Source organism: Acidimicrobiales bacterium, from assembly GCA_035547835.1.
In the GTDB taxonomy this organism is placed as follows: Bacteria; Actinomycetota; Acidimicrobiia; order Acidimicrobiales; family Iamiaceae; genus DASZTW01.
This window is the reverse complement of record DASZTW010000015.1, coordinates 1-17,421: the sequence shown is the minus strand read 5'-3', so window position 1 is coordinate 17,421 and position 17,421 is coordinate 1. Positions and strand designations below refer to the sequence as shown.

The window sequence follows — 17,421 nt, the reverse complement described above, 5'->3', positions numbered from 1 at the left end:
CGTGCTGTGAGCACTTGGCCACCTGATACGTGGCCAGGTGCTCACAGCGGCATCGCGAGCTGCTCGCCACCGTCGAGGATCGGCGCCCGCCGGACCCCCCTACCGGCAGCGCTGCCACCGGCCAGCCGCGTCGGTAGGGTCGGGCGATGCCCGAGCTCGTACCACTGGACGCCGCGCACGCGCGGGCCGTGCTGGCCTTCGAGCTCGCCAACCGCGCGTACTTCGCCCGCGCGATCTCCGATCGGGGCGACCAGTACTTCGCGGACTTCCACCACGAGCTCGACGAGCGGTTGGCCGAGCAGGCCGCCGGCGGCGCGGCGTTCTACGTCCTCGTCGACGACGACGGTTCGGTGCTCGGACGCTTCAACCTGAACCGCATCCACGATGGAGTCGCCGAGTTGGGGTACCGGGTCGCGGAACGCGCCGCCGGCAAGGGCGTGGCGACCCGCACGGTCGTGCAGTTGGGCGACATCGCGACGGCTGAGCACGGGCTGCACCGGCTGCGCGCGGCGTGCTCCGACGCGAACGTCGCGTCGCGAAAGGTGCTGACCAACGCCGGCTTCACCGAAGTGGGCCGAGCGGACCCGTCCGACATCGGCGGCAAACAGGGCAGCTGGTTCGAGCGTGACCTACGCGCCGATCCGTGAGCACCCGGCGGTCTCCGGATCTTGGTGGTCGTGTGGCGCCCACGAGTTTCCGGAGATCCGACGGGCCCACCCGAACCTCGCGACAGGGCAACCTCGTTGCGACCCGGCATCAGCCGACCGACCGCCACATCGTCGCTGCGCGGCGTCAGGGCCAGCCGACCTCCCGGTCGTCGAGGGTCGGGTCGCGGTCGAAGATCGCCCGTTCGAGGACTGCGGCCCGCGGCGGGAGACGTTGGCCAGAAAGCACCCACTGCCGCCGCCACCTCTCGAGCGTCCGCAGCGCGTCCGCTCGCCGACCGTTTCTGTACTCGGCTTGCGCGAGCTGGCACCAGAGCCGTTCCCGTTCAGGGTGTTCGGCGACGAGTGCCCGAAGCCGCGCGACCAAGAAGTAGTCGACCTGTCCACCGAATGCCAGGAACGTGGCCCAAAGCCCATCCTCCGTAGTCGGGCAGCCTAGCCACCCTCAGTGGCGCGCTGCAGCACAAACTTCACTCAGTGTCACATTTCCGACAGCCTGGCGCGACCGAGCGCGCGCAGTCGGCCGGGGATCACCCCGTGGCCGGAGCGGCCGGGGCAGCGGGAGCCGGCGTGGCCGATGCGGTGTCGCCGTTGGCCTTGTCGAGGATGCCGTACGCGACGCGGCTGATCCAGATGTGCTCGGTGCCGATCGCGACCTTGGACCAGCCGTGCGCGGTGTGCTCGAGCCGGGTCCCTCGCGGCAGGCTGTACAGCAGTTGCTTGGGGACGCCGCGGGCCCACCGGGCCTGGCCGGCCTTGAACACCGCGATGCGCCGATCGGTGATCGCGATCAGACGAGGACCGTTGGCGACGACCGCCCAGAAGGTCAGGAATCGCCAGCGTGGGTTCACACCGGTCTGGCCGGTGACGGCGTACTGGAGCGTTTCACCGGGCTCGAGTGCGGGACGGATCTTGTCGAGATCGAGGGACATCGTTCCTCCTACTGGGTTGCGGTGCTGAGGGCTTGCATGAGGTCGCGCATGGCGGTGTCTTGTGCCGGGCCGGACTGAGCGCCGGCCTGGTCGATCTGGTGGAGCCCGGACAAGCTCGAGGCCTGCGACTCCTTTGTGTCGAGGCGCAAGACCGCCTGGGTGGCGGTCCTGTAGGCAGCGACTTGTTGGGCCACCTGCGGCGGGAACGCGATCTGGTCGAGGCGGCGCAGCAGCGTCTGCTCCAAGTCGCCTTGTTGGGAAGCGACGTCCTTGATCGCCGAGAGGTCGCCCTGCCGGTCGGCGTCCTGGTAACGGGTGGCCAGCGGGTTGTATGCAGCCGCCTCGGTGTCGACGGCTTCGCTCAGGCTGGCGTAAGCGAGTTGGGCGCGATCCACCGAGAGGGCATGCGCGCTCTGCGGGTGCCCCAGCGCGGTGTCGAGGACGTGGCTGGCGATGAGGCCGTCGGCGTCCGCGACACCCACCTGATCCGCCGCGACCAGCAGCCCGTCGAGGTTGGTGACCGTCTGCACCCGATCGAGGGCGGCGATCTCCTTGCCGTTGGCGGTGAGCACTTGGTTCACCTGGCCTTGCACCGCCGCAGGGAAGCGGACTTCCCGAACCAGGGCGTCCCAGGCGTAGAGGTTGTCGCGCCAGCTCGATGCCAGCGGCTTGGCGTTCGCGAGGATCTGGTCGCCGGCGGACACACCGACGCTCGGCTGGTGGGCGGCGGACTCGAACGCACTGAACTTCGTGCTGTCGAGTTGGTCCACGGTGTGCTGGTAGTCGCGATAGGCGGTCTCGAGCTCGGCAGGGCTCGCCTTCGCGATCGGCTTGGTGACCGGGGCGGCCGTCACTTTGGTGGTCGGCTTCGTCGCCGCATGCGACGAGCTCGAGCAGGCGGACGCCACCAGCGACGCGGCCGCGAGGCCCGCGACTGCGACGGCGAGTGAGTGGCGCCGACGCCGCTTGCTCGTCGGAACCCTCGATGTTTGGCTCATGGTGTACTCCGCTCGGAAGGGACCGTTGGTTGCCACATCGTCCGGTGCCGCACCCGGCCCGCGCATCCGGGGATCTACGGATTCTCGGTACGGTGCGCGGCCGAAAACGTCACGATCCTCGACATGGCGGCGCGGCCTTCGATGCGCACGAGCGCGGTCGTGGCTGGGTCCGCGCCCGCTTCGTCGGGCTCCTCCTGCACGACGATCACCGAGCCGTCGCCGCCGCAGAACACCTCGACTGCGCGGGCCGTGAAGGTGCCACCGCTGTCGTTGATGCGCCGCGCGAGGTGGGTGAGGATCTCGTGGCGGCCGTGCAGGGACATGCCGGGCGGCGGGCCGGTCGCGGCGATCCAGACGGCGTCGTCGTCGAGCAGCTGGCCCAGGCGGGCCAGGTCACGCAGCTCCAAGTACCGGTAGAACCGCAGGACCGAGGCCAACAGCGGGTGGGTCTCGTCCATCCGCGCCGGGAGGGCCACCGCTCAGCCCCACCGTCGCCGGCGCCGGCAAGATCCCTCCGCCGGGACCACTGCCGTCACAAGCAACATCGGGACTGCCCTCTCTGGCGCGGATGGACGTCCCGATCGTGCGCAGCCCACGGCACCCGCCGCACCAGGGAAACTACGCAAATCGCGTCGAACACCGATCGGAGGTGAGGGGGTGTCGCGCTCGGGGTCGGAGCTGGACCGTCTGACGGCACGAGAGCGCGCCGTGGTCGAAGCGGCCGCGTCGGGCCTGTCGTCGCGAGACATCGCGGCGGAGCTGTATGTCAGCCCCCGAACGGTCGAGAGCCACCTCGGCTCGGTGTACCGCAAGCTCGGGGTCAAGAGCCGTGCGGAGCTGCTCGCCTTCTTGGCCAGGTCGGGAGCGACGGCGGGGCACGCGCCGGCCGGCGAGGCGCGGCTGGCGCTGCCCGGAGGTCTGCACGAACCGGGCTCGTTCGTCGGGCGCGATGGCGAGCTGGCGAGGTTGGCACACGTGATCGCCGAGGCCGGCGACCACGGCCCCGTCACGGCGATCGTCGGCGGCGAAGCAGGCATCGGCAAGTCGGCGCTGATCGCCCGGGCGGCGCACCGGGCGTGGACCGACGGCGCGACCGTGCTCGCCGGACGATGCAGCCCGGACTTCGGCTCCCCGCTCCAGCCCGTGGCCGACGCCTTGCGGCCGCTGATCGCGCAGGTCGGGTTCGATGCCGGTGACATAGGACCGATCGCCGGCTCGCTGGCGGCCATCGTTCCGGATCTGGCCCACTGCCTGCCCGAACCGCTCGTGGCCGGGGAGCCGTCCGCAGGTCGACGCCTCCTGGTCGACGCCGTGTTCGCGACCTTGGCCCACGCCGCGCGCGGGGGCCCTGCCATCCTCGTCATCGAGGACCTGCACTGGGCCGACCACACGACCCTTGCCCTCCTCCGGGAGCTGATCACGGCTTCGCGGCCGCAGAACCTGGTGGTGATGGCCAGCTTCCGCGACACCGAGCTGACCCGGCGCCACCCTCTCCCCGGCCTGCTGGCCGACCTCTGGCGCGAGCCGCGCGCTTCACGCCTGGAGCTCGCCGGCTTGCCGTTGGCCGACGCGGTGTCCTTGGCCGAGCACGTGCGCGGCGCCGCGCGCGATCCCGAGGAGATCGGCCAGCTGCACGGCCGCACTCGCGGCAACCCGTTCTTCTTGTTGCAGATGCTGAGCCAGCCTGCCGGCGCTCGGCCTTCGCTACCGCCGGCGGTCACCGACGTCGTCTTGGCGCGCGTCGGCGGCGTCGACGAGCACGCCCTCGAAGTGCTCACCGCCGCCGCCGTGCTCGGCGATCGGTTCGACACGAGCACCCTCGCTGTTGCGCTGCAGGAGTTGCACGCGCCCCGCGCGGTCGTCGACGGCTTGGGCGTCACCCTCGAGCGCGCCACCCAGGCGCAGCTGCTCGACGAGTCGTCCACCGTCCTCGGCCGCTATCGGTTCAGCCACGACCTGGTGTGGGAGACGCTCGTCGGCGAGCTGGGCGTGAACCGTCGGGCGCAACAGCACTTGGCGGCCGCGGCTGCCATCGTTGCGGTCCGCGGCGACGGCGACGACCAGGTGCAAGCCCTCGCCGCCCATCTCGACGCTGCCGGTGACCTCGCGCCGGTCGGGCGGGCGGCGGAGCTCGCCTTGCGCGCGGCCCAGGCTGCGGCACACCGCCATGCCCCCGACGACGCGCTGGGCCACGTCGAGCGCGGGCTGGCCCGCCTCCCCGCCACGACGGAACACGACGAAGTGCGCTTCGGTCTGCTGCTGGTGCAAGCCGACGCGCATGCCACCCGCATGGATCTCACGGCCCATCGCAGCGCGGTGCTCGACGCGGTCGCGGTCGCTCGCCGGTTGCCGCGACGATCCGCGTTGGCCGAAGCGCTGGCACGCAACACCGTCTTGCCGCCGATGGGCATCATCGACCGCGAGCTGCTCGACGCGAAGTACGAAGCGATCGAGGCGCTCGCGCCCGGTCCGGATCCACGTCGCGTCGACCTGCTCGTGAGCGCGTCCTACCAACGGGCGATCGGGGGCGACGGCTGGGCCGCCGCGCACGACGCGCACCTGGCGGTCGACGAAGCGCGGGCGCTGGGTGAGTCGAAGCCGCTGGCTGCTGCGCTGTACGGAGTGGCGGCCGCGGCGCTCGGCCAACCCGACTTGGCGGCGCAGGCAGCTGTGGTGGACGAGCTCACGGCGCACGGACTCGACCGCACGGATCTGCCGTTCGAGTACGACCCGCGTCGCTTCCGGGCGCTGGTGCGCCTGGCCACCGGCGACCGGCCGGGGTTCGAGGCCGACGCGGACGGTCTCGGTCGTTTCGGTGAGAGCCTCGACTCGACGTTCCTGCGCAGCTTGGCGGCGGAGTGGCGCACTCTCACAGCGCTGCTCGATGCCCGACTCGACGACGCGGAAGCGCTGGCGACCGAAGTGCTCGCCGTCGCCGGCGACGACCCCAACTTCCTGCTCGGCTTCTTGGTGCACCTGGCCGCGATCCGAGCAGAGCAGGACCGGGCCGCCGAGGTGCTCCCGATGGTGCACGACGCGCTCGGCGACCACCCCGACCTCGCCGTGCTGCGGGTGCTCGGCGGGTGGCTGTACGCCGCTGCCGGCGACCACGACGCGGCGCTCGGCCTCGCCGGCGACGTGCTCGACCACGATCTGGCGGCGGTACCGGGCGACTGGCTGCGCCCGGCCACGTTGGCGTGGCTCACGCCTATCGCGCTCGCGGCCGGGCCGGCGGCCGCGGCAGACCTCGCCCGCCACTTGGAGCCGTACCGGGGTCAGCTGCTGATCGTCGGGGCGGGGACCATCGTCGTGGGTGCCGCAGACCGGTTCCGCGGATCGCTCCTCGGCGCAACCGGCGCCGTCGACGCGGCCGTGGCGGCCTTGACCGCCGCTGCGGCGCTGAGCGAGCGCGTGCAGGCTCCGGCCCTCACCGCCCATACGCAGCTCGACCACGCGGAGCTCGTGCTCGGTGGCGACGATCCGTCCGCCGGCCACCAAGCGACGGAGATGATCGATCACGCCGACGCCACCGGCCGGCGCCACCGTCTGGCGTGGGTGCGCCAGCGCGCCCGTGAGCTGCGCCAGCAGCTCTGAGGACGGCGGCCTGTCACGGCGCGCCCGCGCCACCACCTTGGCCGCTGGCACGATCGGGCGGCGTGATCGGCGCGCCACGGAAGCACGACACGGAGTAGGGGAAGTCGGCGGTCATCACGTAGTGGTACGTGCGCACGGTCTTGCCGTCGAGCTGCACGTCGCTGGTGATGCCGTGGCACTCGTCGAGGTCGTCGGTCGTGAGCACGTCGCCTTTGCGCACCTGGGGGCCGGTGATCGGGAAGCCGTCGAGCGCGAAGCCGATCACGTCGCCGACGCCGACGTCGGTGATGCACGTCGACAGCGAGTGGTAGTGGTACACGCCTTCCATCTGCGGGTGCCCGTCGCAGGAGTCCTGCACCTCCCAGGCCCCGGCGTCGCGCCCACCGGCGTCGAACCCGTCGAACAGCAGGACCCCGGTCAGCATCACGCCCGCTTCCCCGCTCATGCACTGCGGGTCGCCGTACGTGGGTGATGCGGGCAGCGAGAACGTGAACGTGTGACCGGAGATCGAGTTGGGGTTGTGGTCGTACGCGTATGCGGGATCGATCGAGGCGATCGGGAACGTGCCGGTCGGGTGCTTGGGCAGGTCGTTGGTGACGATGGTCCGGGTGCCGCCGGAGGTCTTCATGGAGAAGTCGGCCGTCCACATGACATGGCCCTGCACGTGGATCTTGGCGTTGAGGTCGTAGTCCTTGTCGTCGTTCACGAACCAGGGGCCACGCGCCTGCGCGCCACCGCGGTCGCCCGACAGGTTGTGGACGTACTGGGTGCAGGCGTCGACGTAGCCGACCTTGGCCTGGTTCGCCTGATAGTGGCCGTCGCCGACCGGCAAGATGCCGTTCGCGTACTTGTCGCCGTGGTCCTTGGCGGCGTCGAGCACGAGCGGACCGGTGGCTGCCCCCGACGCGCCCGTCGATGCCGCCGACGTGATCGACGCCGACGTCGTCGCGGTGCCCGACGACGATCCCGTGCCACACCCCGCGGCCACCCCCAGGCAGCACCCGACCAGCACTGCCATGCCCGTGCGCCAACCCGCCCGTCGCATCACGCACCGACGCTACGCCAGCGCGCCGTCCCGCGTCGGTCGGAGTGGTCAGTTGCGGGGCCGCCGCACGCGACACAGCGGCTGCGGGCCGCCGCGGGAGGTCACTTCCGTCTCCCGGGCCTGCCGCCGGCGGTGGCGCTCGGCGAGGTGCTGGTGCACGGGTGCGATGCGTTGCGCGCCGTCGGACACGACATCGACACCGACCCCGAGACGGTGGTCCCGGTGCTCGACATCTACCAGCGGATCGGCCGGGCGGCCTTCGGCACTGCCCCGGCCCGCACGACGCGACTGGTGGCAACCGACACCGCCTGGTCGGCCGGCAGCGGCCCCGAGGTCACTGGCCGGGCGATCGACCTCGCCCTGCTGCTCGCCCGCCGACCCCAAGTGCTCGACGCGCTGTCAGGCCCCGGCGTCCCCCAACTGGCGAGGCGGTGAGCGCCAAGGCCACACCTCCTCCCGAGGAAGAGACTTCCGTTCCGGCTCGGCAGGGTATCCGGGAGTCACGTGCGGATGTGACGGATGCCAACCGAGGCGCGTCGAAGTTGATACCGGGTAGCAGACAGCCGTCCGGCACCGAGATCGAGGCCGGTCCGAGCGGCGATCAGTTCGACCACCTCATCGACCGACAGCTCGTCGGTCTCGATGTGTTCGGCAAACTCTGGTGAGCTCGACGACTGGTGGAAGGCCCTCAAGGCATCACCCGAGGTGCAGCGACTCCGCGAGATCACGCAGCTGTCGCCAGAGCCTGAGCTTGCCGAGTTCGTCTGATACCCGCTCCATCCCTATGAGCTGTGGGCACGCTCCTATGCCCAGTGGATCGCCACACCAGCCAACGACACGAAGAGGGTCGGCGAACTCGCGGAACTCGTCGAGCGAGAGATTCCCCCGAGCCTCTCAGCCGACCTCGCGGGCACAGAGATCTCGATCCAGTGGTCAGCCAAATCGTTCGCGTCGATTGCCGAGACGCTCGATGCTGTGTTCGCGAAATTAGGCTGGCTGAAGTGATCATCCCAGCCGACCTGCTTCCCGATGATGACCGCGAGACGCAGATCGCCAAGTTCATGGCGATCGGGTACGACCGCGATCAGGCGGAGTTCTTCATCGACCACGGCGAAGGCTTCCCGCTCCCGATCCTGTAGCACCGTGAATCCCGGCCGGTAGCGCCGTCTCGGCGCACGGTCGCGGGTATGACCCGCTTCCCTCTCGACCTCGCCCCGTGTCGGGGAGTGCGCCGCGCAGACGCTGAGCCACCTGCGATGCGCCCGCAGCTTCGGGCCGCGCCCCGACGTTCGCACCGCCGAGCAAGCGACTGCGGCACGACGCTTCTCGCCCGAGCGCCAGGCGAGGTTGGCGACTGCGGAGCGGGAACGCGCCGCCGGTAGCACCGTCACCGGCCGGTCGTTCTCGACGCGTGGGCCGCGGAAGGCGCGCGTGCCACGAGTGCCACGACGAATCGGGGCGGGTGTGGTCGATGAGAGTCGGGCGTCGTTCGACCCGAAGGAACGGGCGATCGCCGAGTACCTGGCCGGCTGGGGCCACACCGTTGAGGCCCAACCCGTTCGAGCGGGTGGACGCACCGCCGATGCGCTGGTCGATGGGACTCACATCGAGTTCAAGACGCTTGGCAAGCCGACAGTGAACTCCGTCGCTCAGAACCTTCGGCGGGCGAAGGGGCAGTCTGCGGTTGTCGTGGTCGACGGGCGAGCCGTCGGGATCCCCCCGGGACGTTGCCGTGCCGGGCCTCGAGCAGGCGTTCCGGAACTACGGCCACCGCCTGTCCAAAGTCTCGCTGATCGGGAACGGGTTCCTCCTACAATGGCCGCCGGAGGGTGCGTGAGATGGCTCATTGCGAAACGGTGCTCATCGGCACGAGCGACACCACTGACCAGGTCGTGGCGAGGTTGCGCGAGGTGCTAGGCGGGGACCTACGCCCGGAAAACGACTGGCTCGCGGGCGAGCTCGCCGGCTACGCCGTCGACCTCGAAGCCGACGACCTGTGGCCCGGGTACACGCACGCGCTCGACGTGTACGGCCTCGACGACCAGACAGCGCTCGCAAACACAGCTGTCCTTGCCCGCAAGCTCCGGGCCGCATCTGTGCCGTGGCGGCTGGCCGTGACGGTGGGGGATGAGCCCGTGACAGACCTCGACGCAATAGCCGTGAGGCAGACGCGATCACTGTGAGCTCCGCGGAGGAGCAGGATCGGATCCTTGGTCCCGCCGGCTTCGCCGGCATGCGAGCTGCACTGACACCCGATGAGCGAGCGCTGTACGACCGCTTCCTGCAAGCGTTGGCCGATGATGACACCGCCACAGTCGACGCGATCCTTGCTCAACGTCAGCAGCGTCAGCCCGCTTAGCCCGCTGCATCCCGGCCGCTAGCGCCACCTCGGCGCACCGTCGCGGCATGACTCGCTTCCGTCTCGACCTCGCCCCTGTCGCCGGCACCATTGAGATCGACGGCGTCGACGTCACCAGCCTGGTCGAGGCTGTCGAGGTGTTCAGCGCCGTCAACCAGCCCACGCGCCTCGTCGTCCACCGCACCGCGCAGGGCAGCGTCGAGGGCGACGGCGTCGTGCAGGTGATCGACCCGATGGGCGCCGCCGACAAGTTGCGCAGTCTCGACGCGAGCGAGGTCGAGCGCCTCGCCTTGACCCGTGCCGGGCCAGGGACCAACCACACGCGTCTCGTGCTCGACGTCGTCGCGGAGCTGATCGGCGATGCTTGAAGCCGCGCGCGCAGCTGCCCGCAGCCGCATGACCGCCAGCGTCGTCATCGACCGCGCCGGTGCGCCGACCTTCGACCCGGTCACCGCAGTCGACGACGACGCCGACCCTGTGGTGCTCCACCGTGTGCCGACGGGGCTGGCGGCGATTCTTGTGCACGTTGGCGATGCATTCGGCGCTGAGGGCTACTTCGATTTCCCGCCGGGCGCCTCCCAGATTCGAGTCGATCCCCACGGCGCCAACCCTCGGTTCGCCGAGACGCACAAATTCGGCCACGATCTCGATCGCCGCGGACTTGGACTGGATGAGTTTGCATCCGAAATGCCTGGAGGTCGCACGACCGCAGGGCTTCAGGCGTGGTGGATCGCAGCGCACGCCAGCAAGGCGATCCGCGCGCCTGACACATTGAAGCTTCAATCACTGACATCGCGCGAGCGCGCCCAGGTCAAATACCTTCTCGACCCGTCCGAGATATGGGCACGCAGCTACTCGCAGTGGATCGCTGGGCATGATTCCGCCCTCGCGACAGAGCTGGCGAGGTTCCAGGCGGACTCGGGAATACAGTGGGATGAGGAAGGCTTTGGTCCAATCGCTGAAGCGTTGCGTGCGTCGTTCGAGAAGCGAGGGTGGTTGCGGTGATCGTGCCAGGTGACTTGCACGGCGACGATGACGCGACCGCGCTCGCGAAGATCATGGCGGCTGGGTACAACGAGGATGCGGCACGATTCGTGCTCAGCTGCGTTCGTGGCGAGGTCAACGAGATGGACGCCTACGCGAGTGTCCGTGATCGACTAGCCGCGGCCCGCGTCGATCTCGACTGACCCCATCTGCCCTGCATCCCGGCCGGTAGCGCCGCCTCGGCGCACGGTCGCGGGCATGACCCGCTTCCGTCTCGACCTCGCCCCTGTCGCCGGCACCATTGAGATCGACGGCGTCGACGTCACCAGCCTGGTCGAGGCCGTCGAGGCGTTCAGCGCCCGCGACCAGCCCACGCGCCTCGTCGTCTATCGCACCGCGCAGGGCAGCATCGATGGCGACTGCGTCGTGCACGTCGTCGACCCGATGGGCGCCGCCGACAAGTTCCGCAGCCTCGACGCCAGCGAGGTCGAGCGCGCCGCCTTGAACCGCGCCGTCGTCCCGAAATGGCGTTCCAACGGGCCGCGAGGTTCGCGGAGGGCGATTGTGGGTGCCGAGCGGGCATCAGCGGCGCTCACAGCGCCACAGATGCTCAGCGCTCCCCGCGTACCTGATCGTTTCCGATGTCACCGGGGCGCCCGCCACCGTCGCGCCGGATCGCCTGCTCCACGCCGTCACCGACCTCGAGTGCCGGCTCGAAGGCTGGCCCGGGTGAGCGCCACAGGCAGCAGGCCGCCGGGGCACGCCGTGGTCATCGTGTCCGGCGGCGATCCGCACCGCCTCGATTACCTACCTGGCGGGGAGCACGGTGCTTGGCGACCCGGCGACGTGATGTTGAAAGCATCGTCCGCCGACCGCGCCGTTGCCGGGCTTGCAGCGCTGCGCAAGCCCTTGCACATCACCCGGTCATGGGCGCGCTGCAATCGCTTTGAGCACCGCGCGGCCTCCGGGGCCCGACCCCGAACCGCCCTGACAAGGGTCCGCCCCTGACACCAGTCCGTCAACGAACGGTCAGGACCGTTCAGCCCGGGCGATCGGCACAGGTCTTGGCATGATCTGGCGGTGGTCGTAGAGCGCCGGATCCGTGATTGGGTTGCCGAGGCGTGCGGCGAACCGGTGCGCGATGCCGAACCCGTCTCGGGTGGAGCGGCCTCGCTCATCGACTTCGTTCACCTCGCCAGTGGTCGCACCGTCGTGCTGCGACGCGTGCCAGTCGAGGGGGAGGTGCCAAACCATGACCCGGCAGCGGAGATCCGCAACGAGGCGTCGGCGCTTCGCCTCTTGCAGGGACACAGCTGGGTGCCCACCTTGCTGGCAGCCGATCCTGATGGCGAGCGTTGTGGCGTGGCGGCGTCGCTCCAGACACTGCTCCCCGGTCGCGTCTGGGTGGAGCCGAGTGAGGCTTGGCTCGACAGCCTCGAGAGTGCGATTCGAGCAGTCGCCGACCTCGCTGTCGCGCCGACGGATCTCGCTTCGTTCAAGCCTTGGTTATCGCAGGACCTTCGTCCCCCTTCGTGGGCATCTAACCCAGCTCCCTGGAAAGCGCTGCAAGAACGCCTTCGAGGCTGGGAACCCGCAGGTGATCGTCTGATCCACCGCGACCTGCACTCGGGCAACATCTTGCGCGACGGTGCCGAGTTCAGTGGCGTCGTCGACTGGGTGCACGGCTGTCGAGGACCTCTTGAAGCCGACTTCTCGCGTTGCTGCGTCGAGGTGCACGTCATCGCGGGCGCGCCGTTCGCGAACGCGCTGCGGGAGCGTTGCGTCGATCTGTTTCCCGACTACGACCATCGATGGGATCTGCTCGTCGCGGCCGAGCTCGCCCCGTGGGCGTCGACGCTGCTCGGATTCAACGCGAGCGGCGCCCGGCTCGATCTCCCCGACGTCCACCAACGCCTGCAGGAAGTTGTCGAGCAGGCCCTCGTACGGCTCGACGCTTGATGGGCGCTCGCTGGTGCGGCCACCGCTTCGCTGCAGGATCGGCCACGCATGGCACCACAACGCACGTCTTCGCCCGCTGACGGGGCCGAGTTCAAGCCATCGCGGTGAGTCCGATGTCGGTGCGGTGGTGCATCCCGGGCCAGTCGATCAGTCCGACGGCTTCGTAGGCACGGGTGCGGGCGGCTGCGACGTCGTCGCCCAGCGCGGTCGCGTTGAGGACGCGCCCGCCGTTGGTGGTGCCGTCGGGGCCGAGGCCTGCGGAGAAGACCAGCACCTCCGGCAAGGCGCTCGCCGCATCAATGCCTTCGACGCGGTCGCCGAGCCGGGGTGCCTCCGGGTAGCCCTCGCTCGCCAAAGCGATCGTCACGGCGGCACGGCCCGAGAACCGGGGTTCGGCGGTGATCGCGCCTGCTGCCGCTTCGGACATCAACTCGAACGGGTCCGACGCGAACAGCGGCAGCAACACCTGCGCCTCGGGGTCGCCCCAGCGGGCGTTCCACTCAACCACCTTCACCCCTGCGTTGGTCAACATGAGCGGCCCTCCGTACAGCACCCCTCGGTAGTCGATGCCCCGGGCGCGCAACGCCTGAAGGGTCGGCTCGACGCACGACTCGAACGCCTCACGAGTGGCGGCTTCGTTGAGCCGTGGCACCGGAGCAACCGCCCCCATCCCGCCGGTGTTCGGCCCGACGTTCCCGTCGAAGACGCGCTTGTGGTCCATCGCGGGCGGCAACAGCACCGCCCGTTCACCGTCGCACACCGCGTGAACCGAGAACTCGATGCCGTCAAGCCGTTCCTCGATCACCACCGCTCCGTGCTCCAGCTTGGCGCGGGCATCGGCGAGCGCCTCGTCGAAGTCGTCAGTGACCAGCACGCCCTTGCCGAGCGCCAGGTAGTCGGTCTTGACCACATAGCCACCCGGCAGCGTGCGCAAGAAGCGCTCCGCCGCATCCGATGTCGTCACCGTGGCGTGACGAGCAGTCGGGATCCCCGCTTCGGCGAGCAACTCCTTCATCCATTGCTTCGAACCTTCGAGCTGGCCACCGTCGCGGTTCGGGCCGAAGACCAGATGCCCCGCCGCCCGCAGGCGATCGCCCTGGCCAGAGCACACCGAATCGTCGGTGCCGAGCACGTACAGGTCGGCGTCGTCGGGCTCCGCGTCAGTGGCCCACGGAATGCCGGCGTTGCCAGGCACCACCACAGGTTCATGCCCGAACCGGTCGGCCGCCCATGCCAACGCGTGCTCCCGGCCACCACCCCCGAGCACGCACACCCTCACGGCCCCAGCATGTCAGGCCTCCTAGGCCGTCACGGTCACCCGCCGCGTGCGACTGGTCAGGAGGCTTGAGGCGCGTCGAACCATCGTCATGCCGGACTCGCGGGTCTCGACGGTGCGGAAGCCAACCGATGCATAGAGCCGACGCGCCGGGTTGGCGACGTTGACGCTGAGGCTCAGCGCCGCATGCCCCTCAGGCTCGCTGGCCTCGACGAGACGGGCCAGAAGCAGCCGGCCGATTCCCTCGCGACCGGCAACGCGATGGTGCGTCGATCTGCAACGACCGACGCACACGTCGCGTCTACGGGATCCCTGCTCGGCGCATCACGGTGTTGAGCGCCGGCCAGGGTGGGCCGCTGCGCAGCGCGCCCACGAGTGCGCGTTCGGCTCGCTGGCCATTCGGGAGCTCGTCAGAGGGGTCCCAGCGCCACGCTGCTGCAACTGCGAGCACCAAGCCTCGACACTGGGCGAGCAGGTTCTCGTTGACGTCTGGATAGTGCGCACTGACCGGCTCGGGTGTGTGGGCCACGTCGAACTCGACCGGGCCTCGGCAACACGTTTCGAGATCGATGAACCGCATGCCGTCGGCCGTGGCCAGCACGTTGCCGGGATGCGGCTCACCGTGCACCAGCTGCTCCGGCGACCCGCTGCCTGCGACCCGATCGCCGAGATCGCGCAACGTGGAAGCCAGGAACTCCCGGTCGTCGTCGACGCCGGGTCCCGTGCGGTGGCTGTGCATCACGGTCTCGATCGCCGATGCGACCCGGTCGGTGACGTGCCGCGCCGCCACGTCCACCTGCGCCAAGCCGAGGTGCAACCCGTGGAGGGCCGACGCGTAGTCACGCGGCACCTCGTCGCTCGGCCGGACTGACTCGTAGTAGGTCCACAGCGTCATCGCGAACCCGTCACGCTCGTACACCCAAGGCTCAACCCGAGGGTCCAGAGCCGCGACCGGTGCGCCCACGCGCGCGAGCTGTTGTGCCAGATCGACCTCGAACGGCAAGACCGCGCGAGATCCGACGCGTCCAACGCGCGCGAACACGTCGCACGGGAGCAGCCGCAGCGCGAGCAGGTTCGAGTTGTGCACCACGACCGCTTCGTCAACCGGCAGGTCGAGCGCCGAAGCGACCGCCGCAGCCGCGCCCGTCGCACGCGAAACCTCCGTCGACCGCATCAGGCGCGGCGACCGTTGCGCATCGTTGTCGGTCACCCATCGACCCTTAATGAAACGACGAATTACTTTAGGGTCGAGCGGTAGTCTCTCCCGCATGGACAGCGACCGGTTCAGCGACACGCAATTCGGCGTCGCCCGCCGGACGCGCGGCCAACACGGCTACGTCGCCTACTTCCCCCGCCCAATCCCACGGGTGGTCTCGATCTCGCCAGACAACCTGATGCGGCTGGCTGACGCCGAAGCAGCCCTCGGCCGACTCGCGGGTGCCGGGCGGCTCCTCCCCAATCCTCAGTTGATCGTCGGGCCCTATCTGCGACGCGAGGCCGTCGCGTCAACGCGGATTGAGGGGACGCAAGCATCGCTCGCCGAGGTCTTCGACGCCGAGGCCAGTGACCTGCCGCTTGGACCTGACGTCGAGGAAGTCATCAACTACGTGCAGGCGATGGAGACCGGACTCCAACGGCTCCAGTGGCTCCCGGTGAGCACGCGCCTGATCCGTGAAATGCACGCGGTGATCCTCGCTGGCGTACGGGGGCGCGAACGACAGCCAGGCGAATTGCGCGCCACCCAGAACTGGATTGGCGCCCCAGGCGCCACGATCAACACCGCGACCTTCGTCCCCCCACCGCCCGTCGAGCTCGGAGCGCTGTTGGACGACCTCGAGGCCTTCGTGCATGAGGAGCCGCGCATGCCCCCGCTCGTGCAGGCCGCCCTTCTGCACTACCAGTTCGAGACCATTCACCCGTTCCTCGATGGCAACGGACGGCTCGGACGTCTGCTCGTCGTCTTCTTCCTCGTCGTGCGCGGACGCCTCCCCCAACCACTCTTGTATCTCTCGCCGTTCTTCGAAACGCGACGCGACCAGTACTACAGGGCCTTGCAGGGGGTCCGCGAACGAGGCGACGTGGATGGCTGGCTGGCCTTGTTCCTCAGCGGCGTCTGCGAGCAGGCCACCGACGCTGTCGTGCGAGCGGAGCGCCTGACAGACCTCCGTGAGCGATATCGGACCGAAGTGCAGGCCTCCACCCGCGGCGCTGCCAACCAGCTCGTCGACCTCGCCTTCGAGCAACCTGTCCTCAATTCCCGAGCGGTGGAACGACGGCTACACATAAGCCGCCCAGCCGCGCTCAAGGCGCTCCGCCAGCTCGCCGCGCTTGGGATTCTCGGCGAGGTCCAGGGCGGACCCCGCGGTCAGATCCGCTGGCGTGGCCACGAGATCCTCAGCGTGTTGACCGCCGAAGGCTGACGGTCAGCGGACCGGCCACCAGTCGCGACGGCTCGATAGAGCCTTCGGCTGCCTCGGTCTTCCACGCATCGTGGCCCGCTACCAACCAGCCAACGTCGCTTCCGGTCAGATCATCGAGCGCACCGGCATGCGCTTCGAGCGGGACTCGGTAGGCCGTCACGGCGAGACGGTGCGCATCTGCACCCTCCAACGCGACGAGTGGCTCGTCGCCAGCATTCTCTGAGCGATTTTGGCTCTCCAGCGACCACAATCGTTCAGAGAATCGGCGAGGCCACCTGGCTCAGGACGGGCCAGGCCCGCGGTGGAGACGATGGGAATCGAACCCACGACCCCCTGCTTGCAAAGCAGGTATCCGTGGCCCGCCTGCCAGGGCCTTTCGGGATATCCCGCACTTGACCTGCGGTTCTAGCGCCACCCTCCGACACCCGCCGCCAGCTGCCGCCGCTCTCGCGTGGCCTGTGTGTGTCCTGGCGGGCACGCCGTGGGAATGCCGTGGGCACGGCTCGACATCCCGAGGGGACCGCCTCGACCTGTGCAACACTACGGTCGACTTATGCCCGGTCCGTTGTTCTCCTCAGAGCTTGACCTGGCTGGTGTGGCGGTCGCCCTGGGCGCTGACACCGTCGGGGAGCTGACGGCTCCTGAAGCCGCCCTGGCGGCGAGTGCGCCCAAGGCTGACCAGGCCACGGTCAGCACGGTGCGGGACATGATCGAGGCTCGGAGTGACCCGCTCGGCGACGTGTTCTGTGGCCTCCGTTCCCCCGACGCCCGCCGTCCGCTCGGGGCGACGTACACGCCCTACGAGATCGTCAACGCGATGATGGAGTGGGCCGAGGCACAAGGCGCACCGGATCGTGTCGTTGACCCCGGTGCTGGCTCCGCTCGGTTCACCATCGCGGCCGGGCACACGTTCCCGAAGGCCCGTCTCATCGCAGTGGAGGTGGACCCACTCGCTGCCCTGTGTGCCAGAGCCAACATCGCCGTGTCGGGGCTCGCCGACCGAGCCGACGTGGTGCTCGACGACTTTCGTGCGCTGCCGCCGCAGACCGACGGTCGCACGCTCTGGCTCGGCAACCCGCCCTACGTGCGGCACCACCAGATCGCGCCGGACTGGAAGGACTGGCTCGGGCGCGAGGCGTCACGGCGGAAGCTGTCGGCGTCCAAGCTCGCCGGACTGCACGTCCACTTC

22 protein-coding genes and 1 tRNA gene are annotated in these 17,421 nt (G+C 69.6%); 15 read left to right on the top strand and 8 right to left on the bottom strand.

From position 1 onward, the window contains the following. The first annotated feature begins 146 nt into the window (after positions 1-146). Entirely contained in the window at positions 147-647 is a 501-nt protein-coding gene (locus VHA73_11750; GenBank protein HVX18696.1) for a GNAT family N-acetyltransferase, read from the top strand. Between the two features lie 548 nt (positions 648-1,195). Here VHA73_11750 and VHA73_11745 read toward each other — a convergent pair. The 3 genes from VHA73_11745 to VHA73_11735 all read right to left on the bottom strand — a co-directional run bounded on the left by VHA73_11745 (position 1,196) and on the right by VHA73_11735 (position 3,071). Beyond that, entirely contained in the window at positions 1,196-1,597 is a 402-nt protein-coding gene (locus VHA73_11745) for a hypothetical protein (GenBank protein ID HVX18695.1), read from the bottom strand. Between the two features lie 8 nt (positions 1,598-1,605). Further along, the gene (locus tag VHA73_11740; GenBank protein ID HVX18694.1) at positions 1,606-2,595 is read right to left on the bottom strand and encodes a hypothetical protein; all 990 of its coding nucleotides are present in this window, start codon (positions 2,593-2,595) and stop codon (positions 1,606-1,608) included. Between the two features lie 74 nt (positions 2,596-2,669). Next, positions 2,670-3,071, bottom strand: a complete 402-nt coding sequence (locus VHA73_11735) for a nuclear transport factor 2 family protein (protein ID HVX18693.1) — start codon at positions 3,069-3,071, stop codon at positions 2,670-2,672. 181 nt (positions 3,072-3,252) lie between these two features. Between VHA73_11735 and VHA73_11730 the strand changes: the two genes are divergently transcribed. Then, positions 3,253-6,189 (top strand): AAA family ATPase, encoded by a 2,937-nt coding sequence (locus VHA73_11730; GenBank protein ID HVX18692.1) that lies wholly within the window; start codon positions 3,253-3,255, stop codon positions 6,187-6,189. Between the two features lie 13 nt (positions 6,190-6,202). Here VHA73_11730 and VHA73_11725 read toward each other — a convergent pair whose 3' ends face one another. Next, the gene (locus VHA73_11725; protein ID HVX18691.1) at positions 6,203-7,234 is read right to left on the bottom strand and encodes a YHYH protein; all 1,032 of its coding nucleotides are present in this window, start codon (positions 7,232-7,234) and stop codon (positions 6,203-6,205) included. A gap of 132 nt (positions 7,235-7,366) precedes the next feature. On the opposite strand from VHA73_11725, the gene VHA73_11720 reads away from it, so the two are divergent. The 9 genes from VHA73_11720 to VHA73_11680 all read left to right on the top strand — a co-directional run bounded on the left by VHA73_11720 (position 7,367) and on the right by VHA73_11680 (position 11,585). Beyond that, positions 7,367-7,669 (top strand): hypothetical protein, encoded by a 303-nt coding sequence (locus VHA73_11720; GenBank protein ID HVX18690.1) that lies wholly within the window; start codon positions 7,367-7,369, stop codon positions 7,667-7,669. Further along, positions 7,666-7,899: a hypothetical protein gene (locus tag VHA73_11715; GenBank protein HVX18689.1), complete on the top strand. Its 234-nt coding sequence runs from the start codon at positions 7,666-7,668 to the stop codon at positions 7,897-7,899. Before VHA73_11720 ends, VHA73_11715 begins: the two co-directional genes overlap by 4 nt. A 336-nt stretch (positions 7,900-8,235) precedes the next feature. Next, positions 8,236-8,373 carry a hypothetical protein gene (locus VHA73_11710; GenBank protein HVX18688.1) on the top strand — a complete coding sequence of 46 codons (138 nt, stop codon included), beginning with the start codon at positions 8,236-8,238 and terminating at the stop codon, positions 8,371-8,373. Positions 8,374-9,063: 690 nt separating this feature from the next. After that, positions 9,064-9,417 (top strand): hypothetical protein, encoded by a 354-nt coding sequence (locus tag VHA73_11705; GenBank protein ID HVX18687.1) that lies wholly within the window; start codon positions 9,064-9,066, stop codon positions 9,415-9,417. Next, entirely contained in the window at positions 9,414-9,593 is a 180-nt protein-coding gene (locus VHA73_11700; GenBank protein HVX18686.1) for a hypothetical protein, read from the top strand. Before VHA73_11705 ends, VHA73_11700 begins: the two co-directional genes overlap by 4 nt. Positions 9,594-9,640: 47 nt before the next feature. Further along, positions 9,641-9,961 (top strand): hypothetical protein, encoded by a 321-nt coding sequence (locus tag VHA73_11695; protein HVX18685.1) that lies wholly within the window; start codon positions 9,641-9,643, stop codon positions 9,959-9,961. Continuing rightward, the gene (locus VHA73_11690) at positions 9,954-10,598 is read left to right on the top strand and encodes a hypothetical protein (GenBank protein HVX18684.1); all 645 of its coding nucleotides are present in this window, start codon (positions 9,954-9,956) and stop codon (positions 10,596-10,598) included. Before VHA73_11695 ends, VHA73_11690 begins: the two co-directional genes overlap by 8 nt. Further along, positions 10,595-10,780: a hypothetical protein gene (locus VHA73_11685; protein HVX18683.1), complete on the top strand. Its 186-nt coding sequence runs from the start codon at positions 10,595-10,597 to the stop codon at positions 10,778-10,780. The genes VHA73_11690 and VHA73_11685 overlap by 4 nt, the downstream gene beginning before the upstream one ends. Positions 10,781-10,835: 55 nt before the next feature. Beyond that, positions 10,836-11,585, top strand: a complete 750-nt coding sequence (locus VHA73_11680) for a hypothetical protein (GenBank protein ID HVX18682.1) — start codon at positions 10,836-10,838, stop codon at positions 11,583-11,585. Between the two features lie 21 nt (positions 11,586-11,606). On the opposite strand, the gene VHA73_11675 is transcribed toward VHA73_11680, so the two are convergent. Then, positions 11,607-11,831, bottom strand: a complete 225-nt coding sequence (locus VHA73_11675; protein ID HVX18681.1) for a hypothetical protein — start codon at positions 11,829-11,831, stop codon at positions 11,607-11,609. On the opposite strand from VHA73_11675, the gene VHA73_11670 reads away from it, so the two are divergent. After that, positions 11,754-12,536 (top strand): aminoglycoside phosphotransferase family protein, encoded by a 783-nt coding sequence (locus VHA73_11670; protein HVX18680.1) that lies wholly within the window; start codon positions 11,754-11,756, stop codon positions 12,534-12,536. The two genes, VHA73_11675 and VHA73_11670, sit on opposite strands and share 78 nt — an antisense overlap. 91 nt (positions 12,537-12,627) lie before the next feature. Here the strand turns inward: VHA73_11670 and purD are convergent, their stop codons facing one another. Both purD and VHA73_11660 read right to left on the bottom strand, forming a co-directional pair. Next, positions 12,628-13,803, bottom strand: a complete 1,176-nt coding sequence (gene purD / locus VHA73_11665; protein HVX18679.1) for a phosphoribosylamine--glycine ligase — start codon at positions 13,801-13,803, stop codon at positions 12,628-12,630. Positions 13,804-14,113: 310 nt separating this feature from the next. Next, positions 14,114-15,022, bottom strand: a complete 909-nt coding sequence (locus VHA73_11660; GenBank protein HVX18678.1) for an aminoglycoside phosphotransferase family protein — start codon at positions 15,020-15,022, stop codon at positions 14,114-14,116. Between the two features lie 58 nt (positions 15,023-15,080). Between VHA73_11660 and VHA73_11655 the strand changes: the two genes are divergently transcribed. Together VHA73_11655 and VHA73_11650 are read left to right on the top strand one after the other, a co-directional pair. Then, on the top strand, positions 15,081-16,232 hold the full coding sequence (locus VHA73_11655; GenBank protein ID HVX18677.1) for a Fic family protein: 1,152 nt from the start codon (positions 15,081-15,083) through the stop codon (positions 16,230-16,232). Positions 16,233-16,302: 70 nt separating this feature from the next. Then, a complete protein-coding gene (locus VHA73_11650; protein HVX18676.1) occupies positions 16,303-16,455 on the top strand; it encodes a hypothetical protein in 153 nt (50 codons plus the stop codon). A 79-nt stretch (positions 16,456-16,534) separates the two neighbouring features. On the opposite strand, the gene VHA73_11645 is transcribed toward VHA73_11650, so the two are convergent. Further along, a tRNA-Ala gene (locus VHA73_11645) sits at positions 16,535-16,619 on the bottom strand. A gap of 166 nt (positions 16,620-16,785) precedes the next feature. Here VHA73_11645 and VHA73_11640 point away from each other — a divergent pair. After that, positions 16,786-17,421 (top strand): hypothetical protein (locus VHA73_11640; GenBank protein ID HVX18675.1); only part of this gene is annotated, 636 nt, incomplete at its 3' end.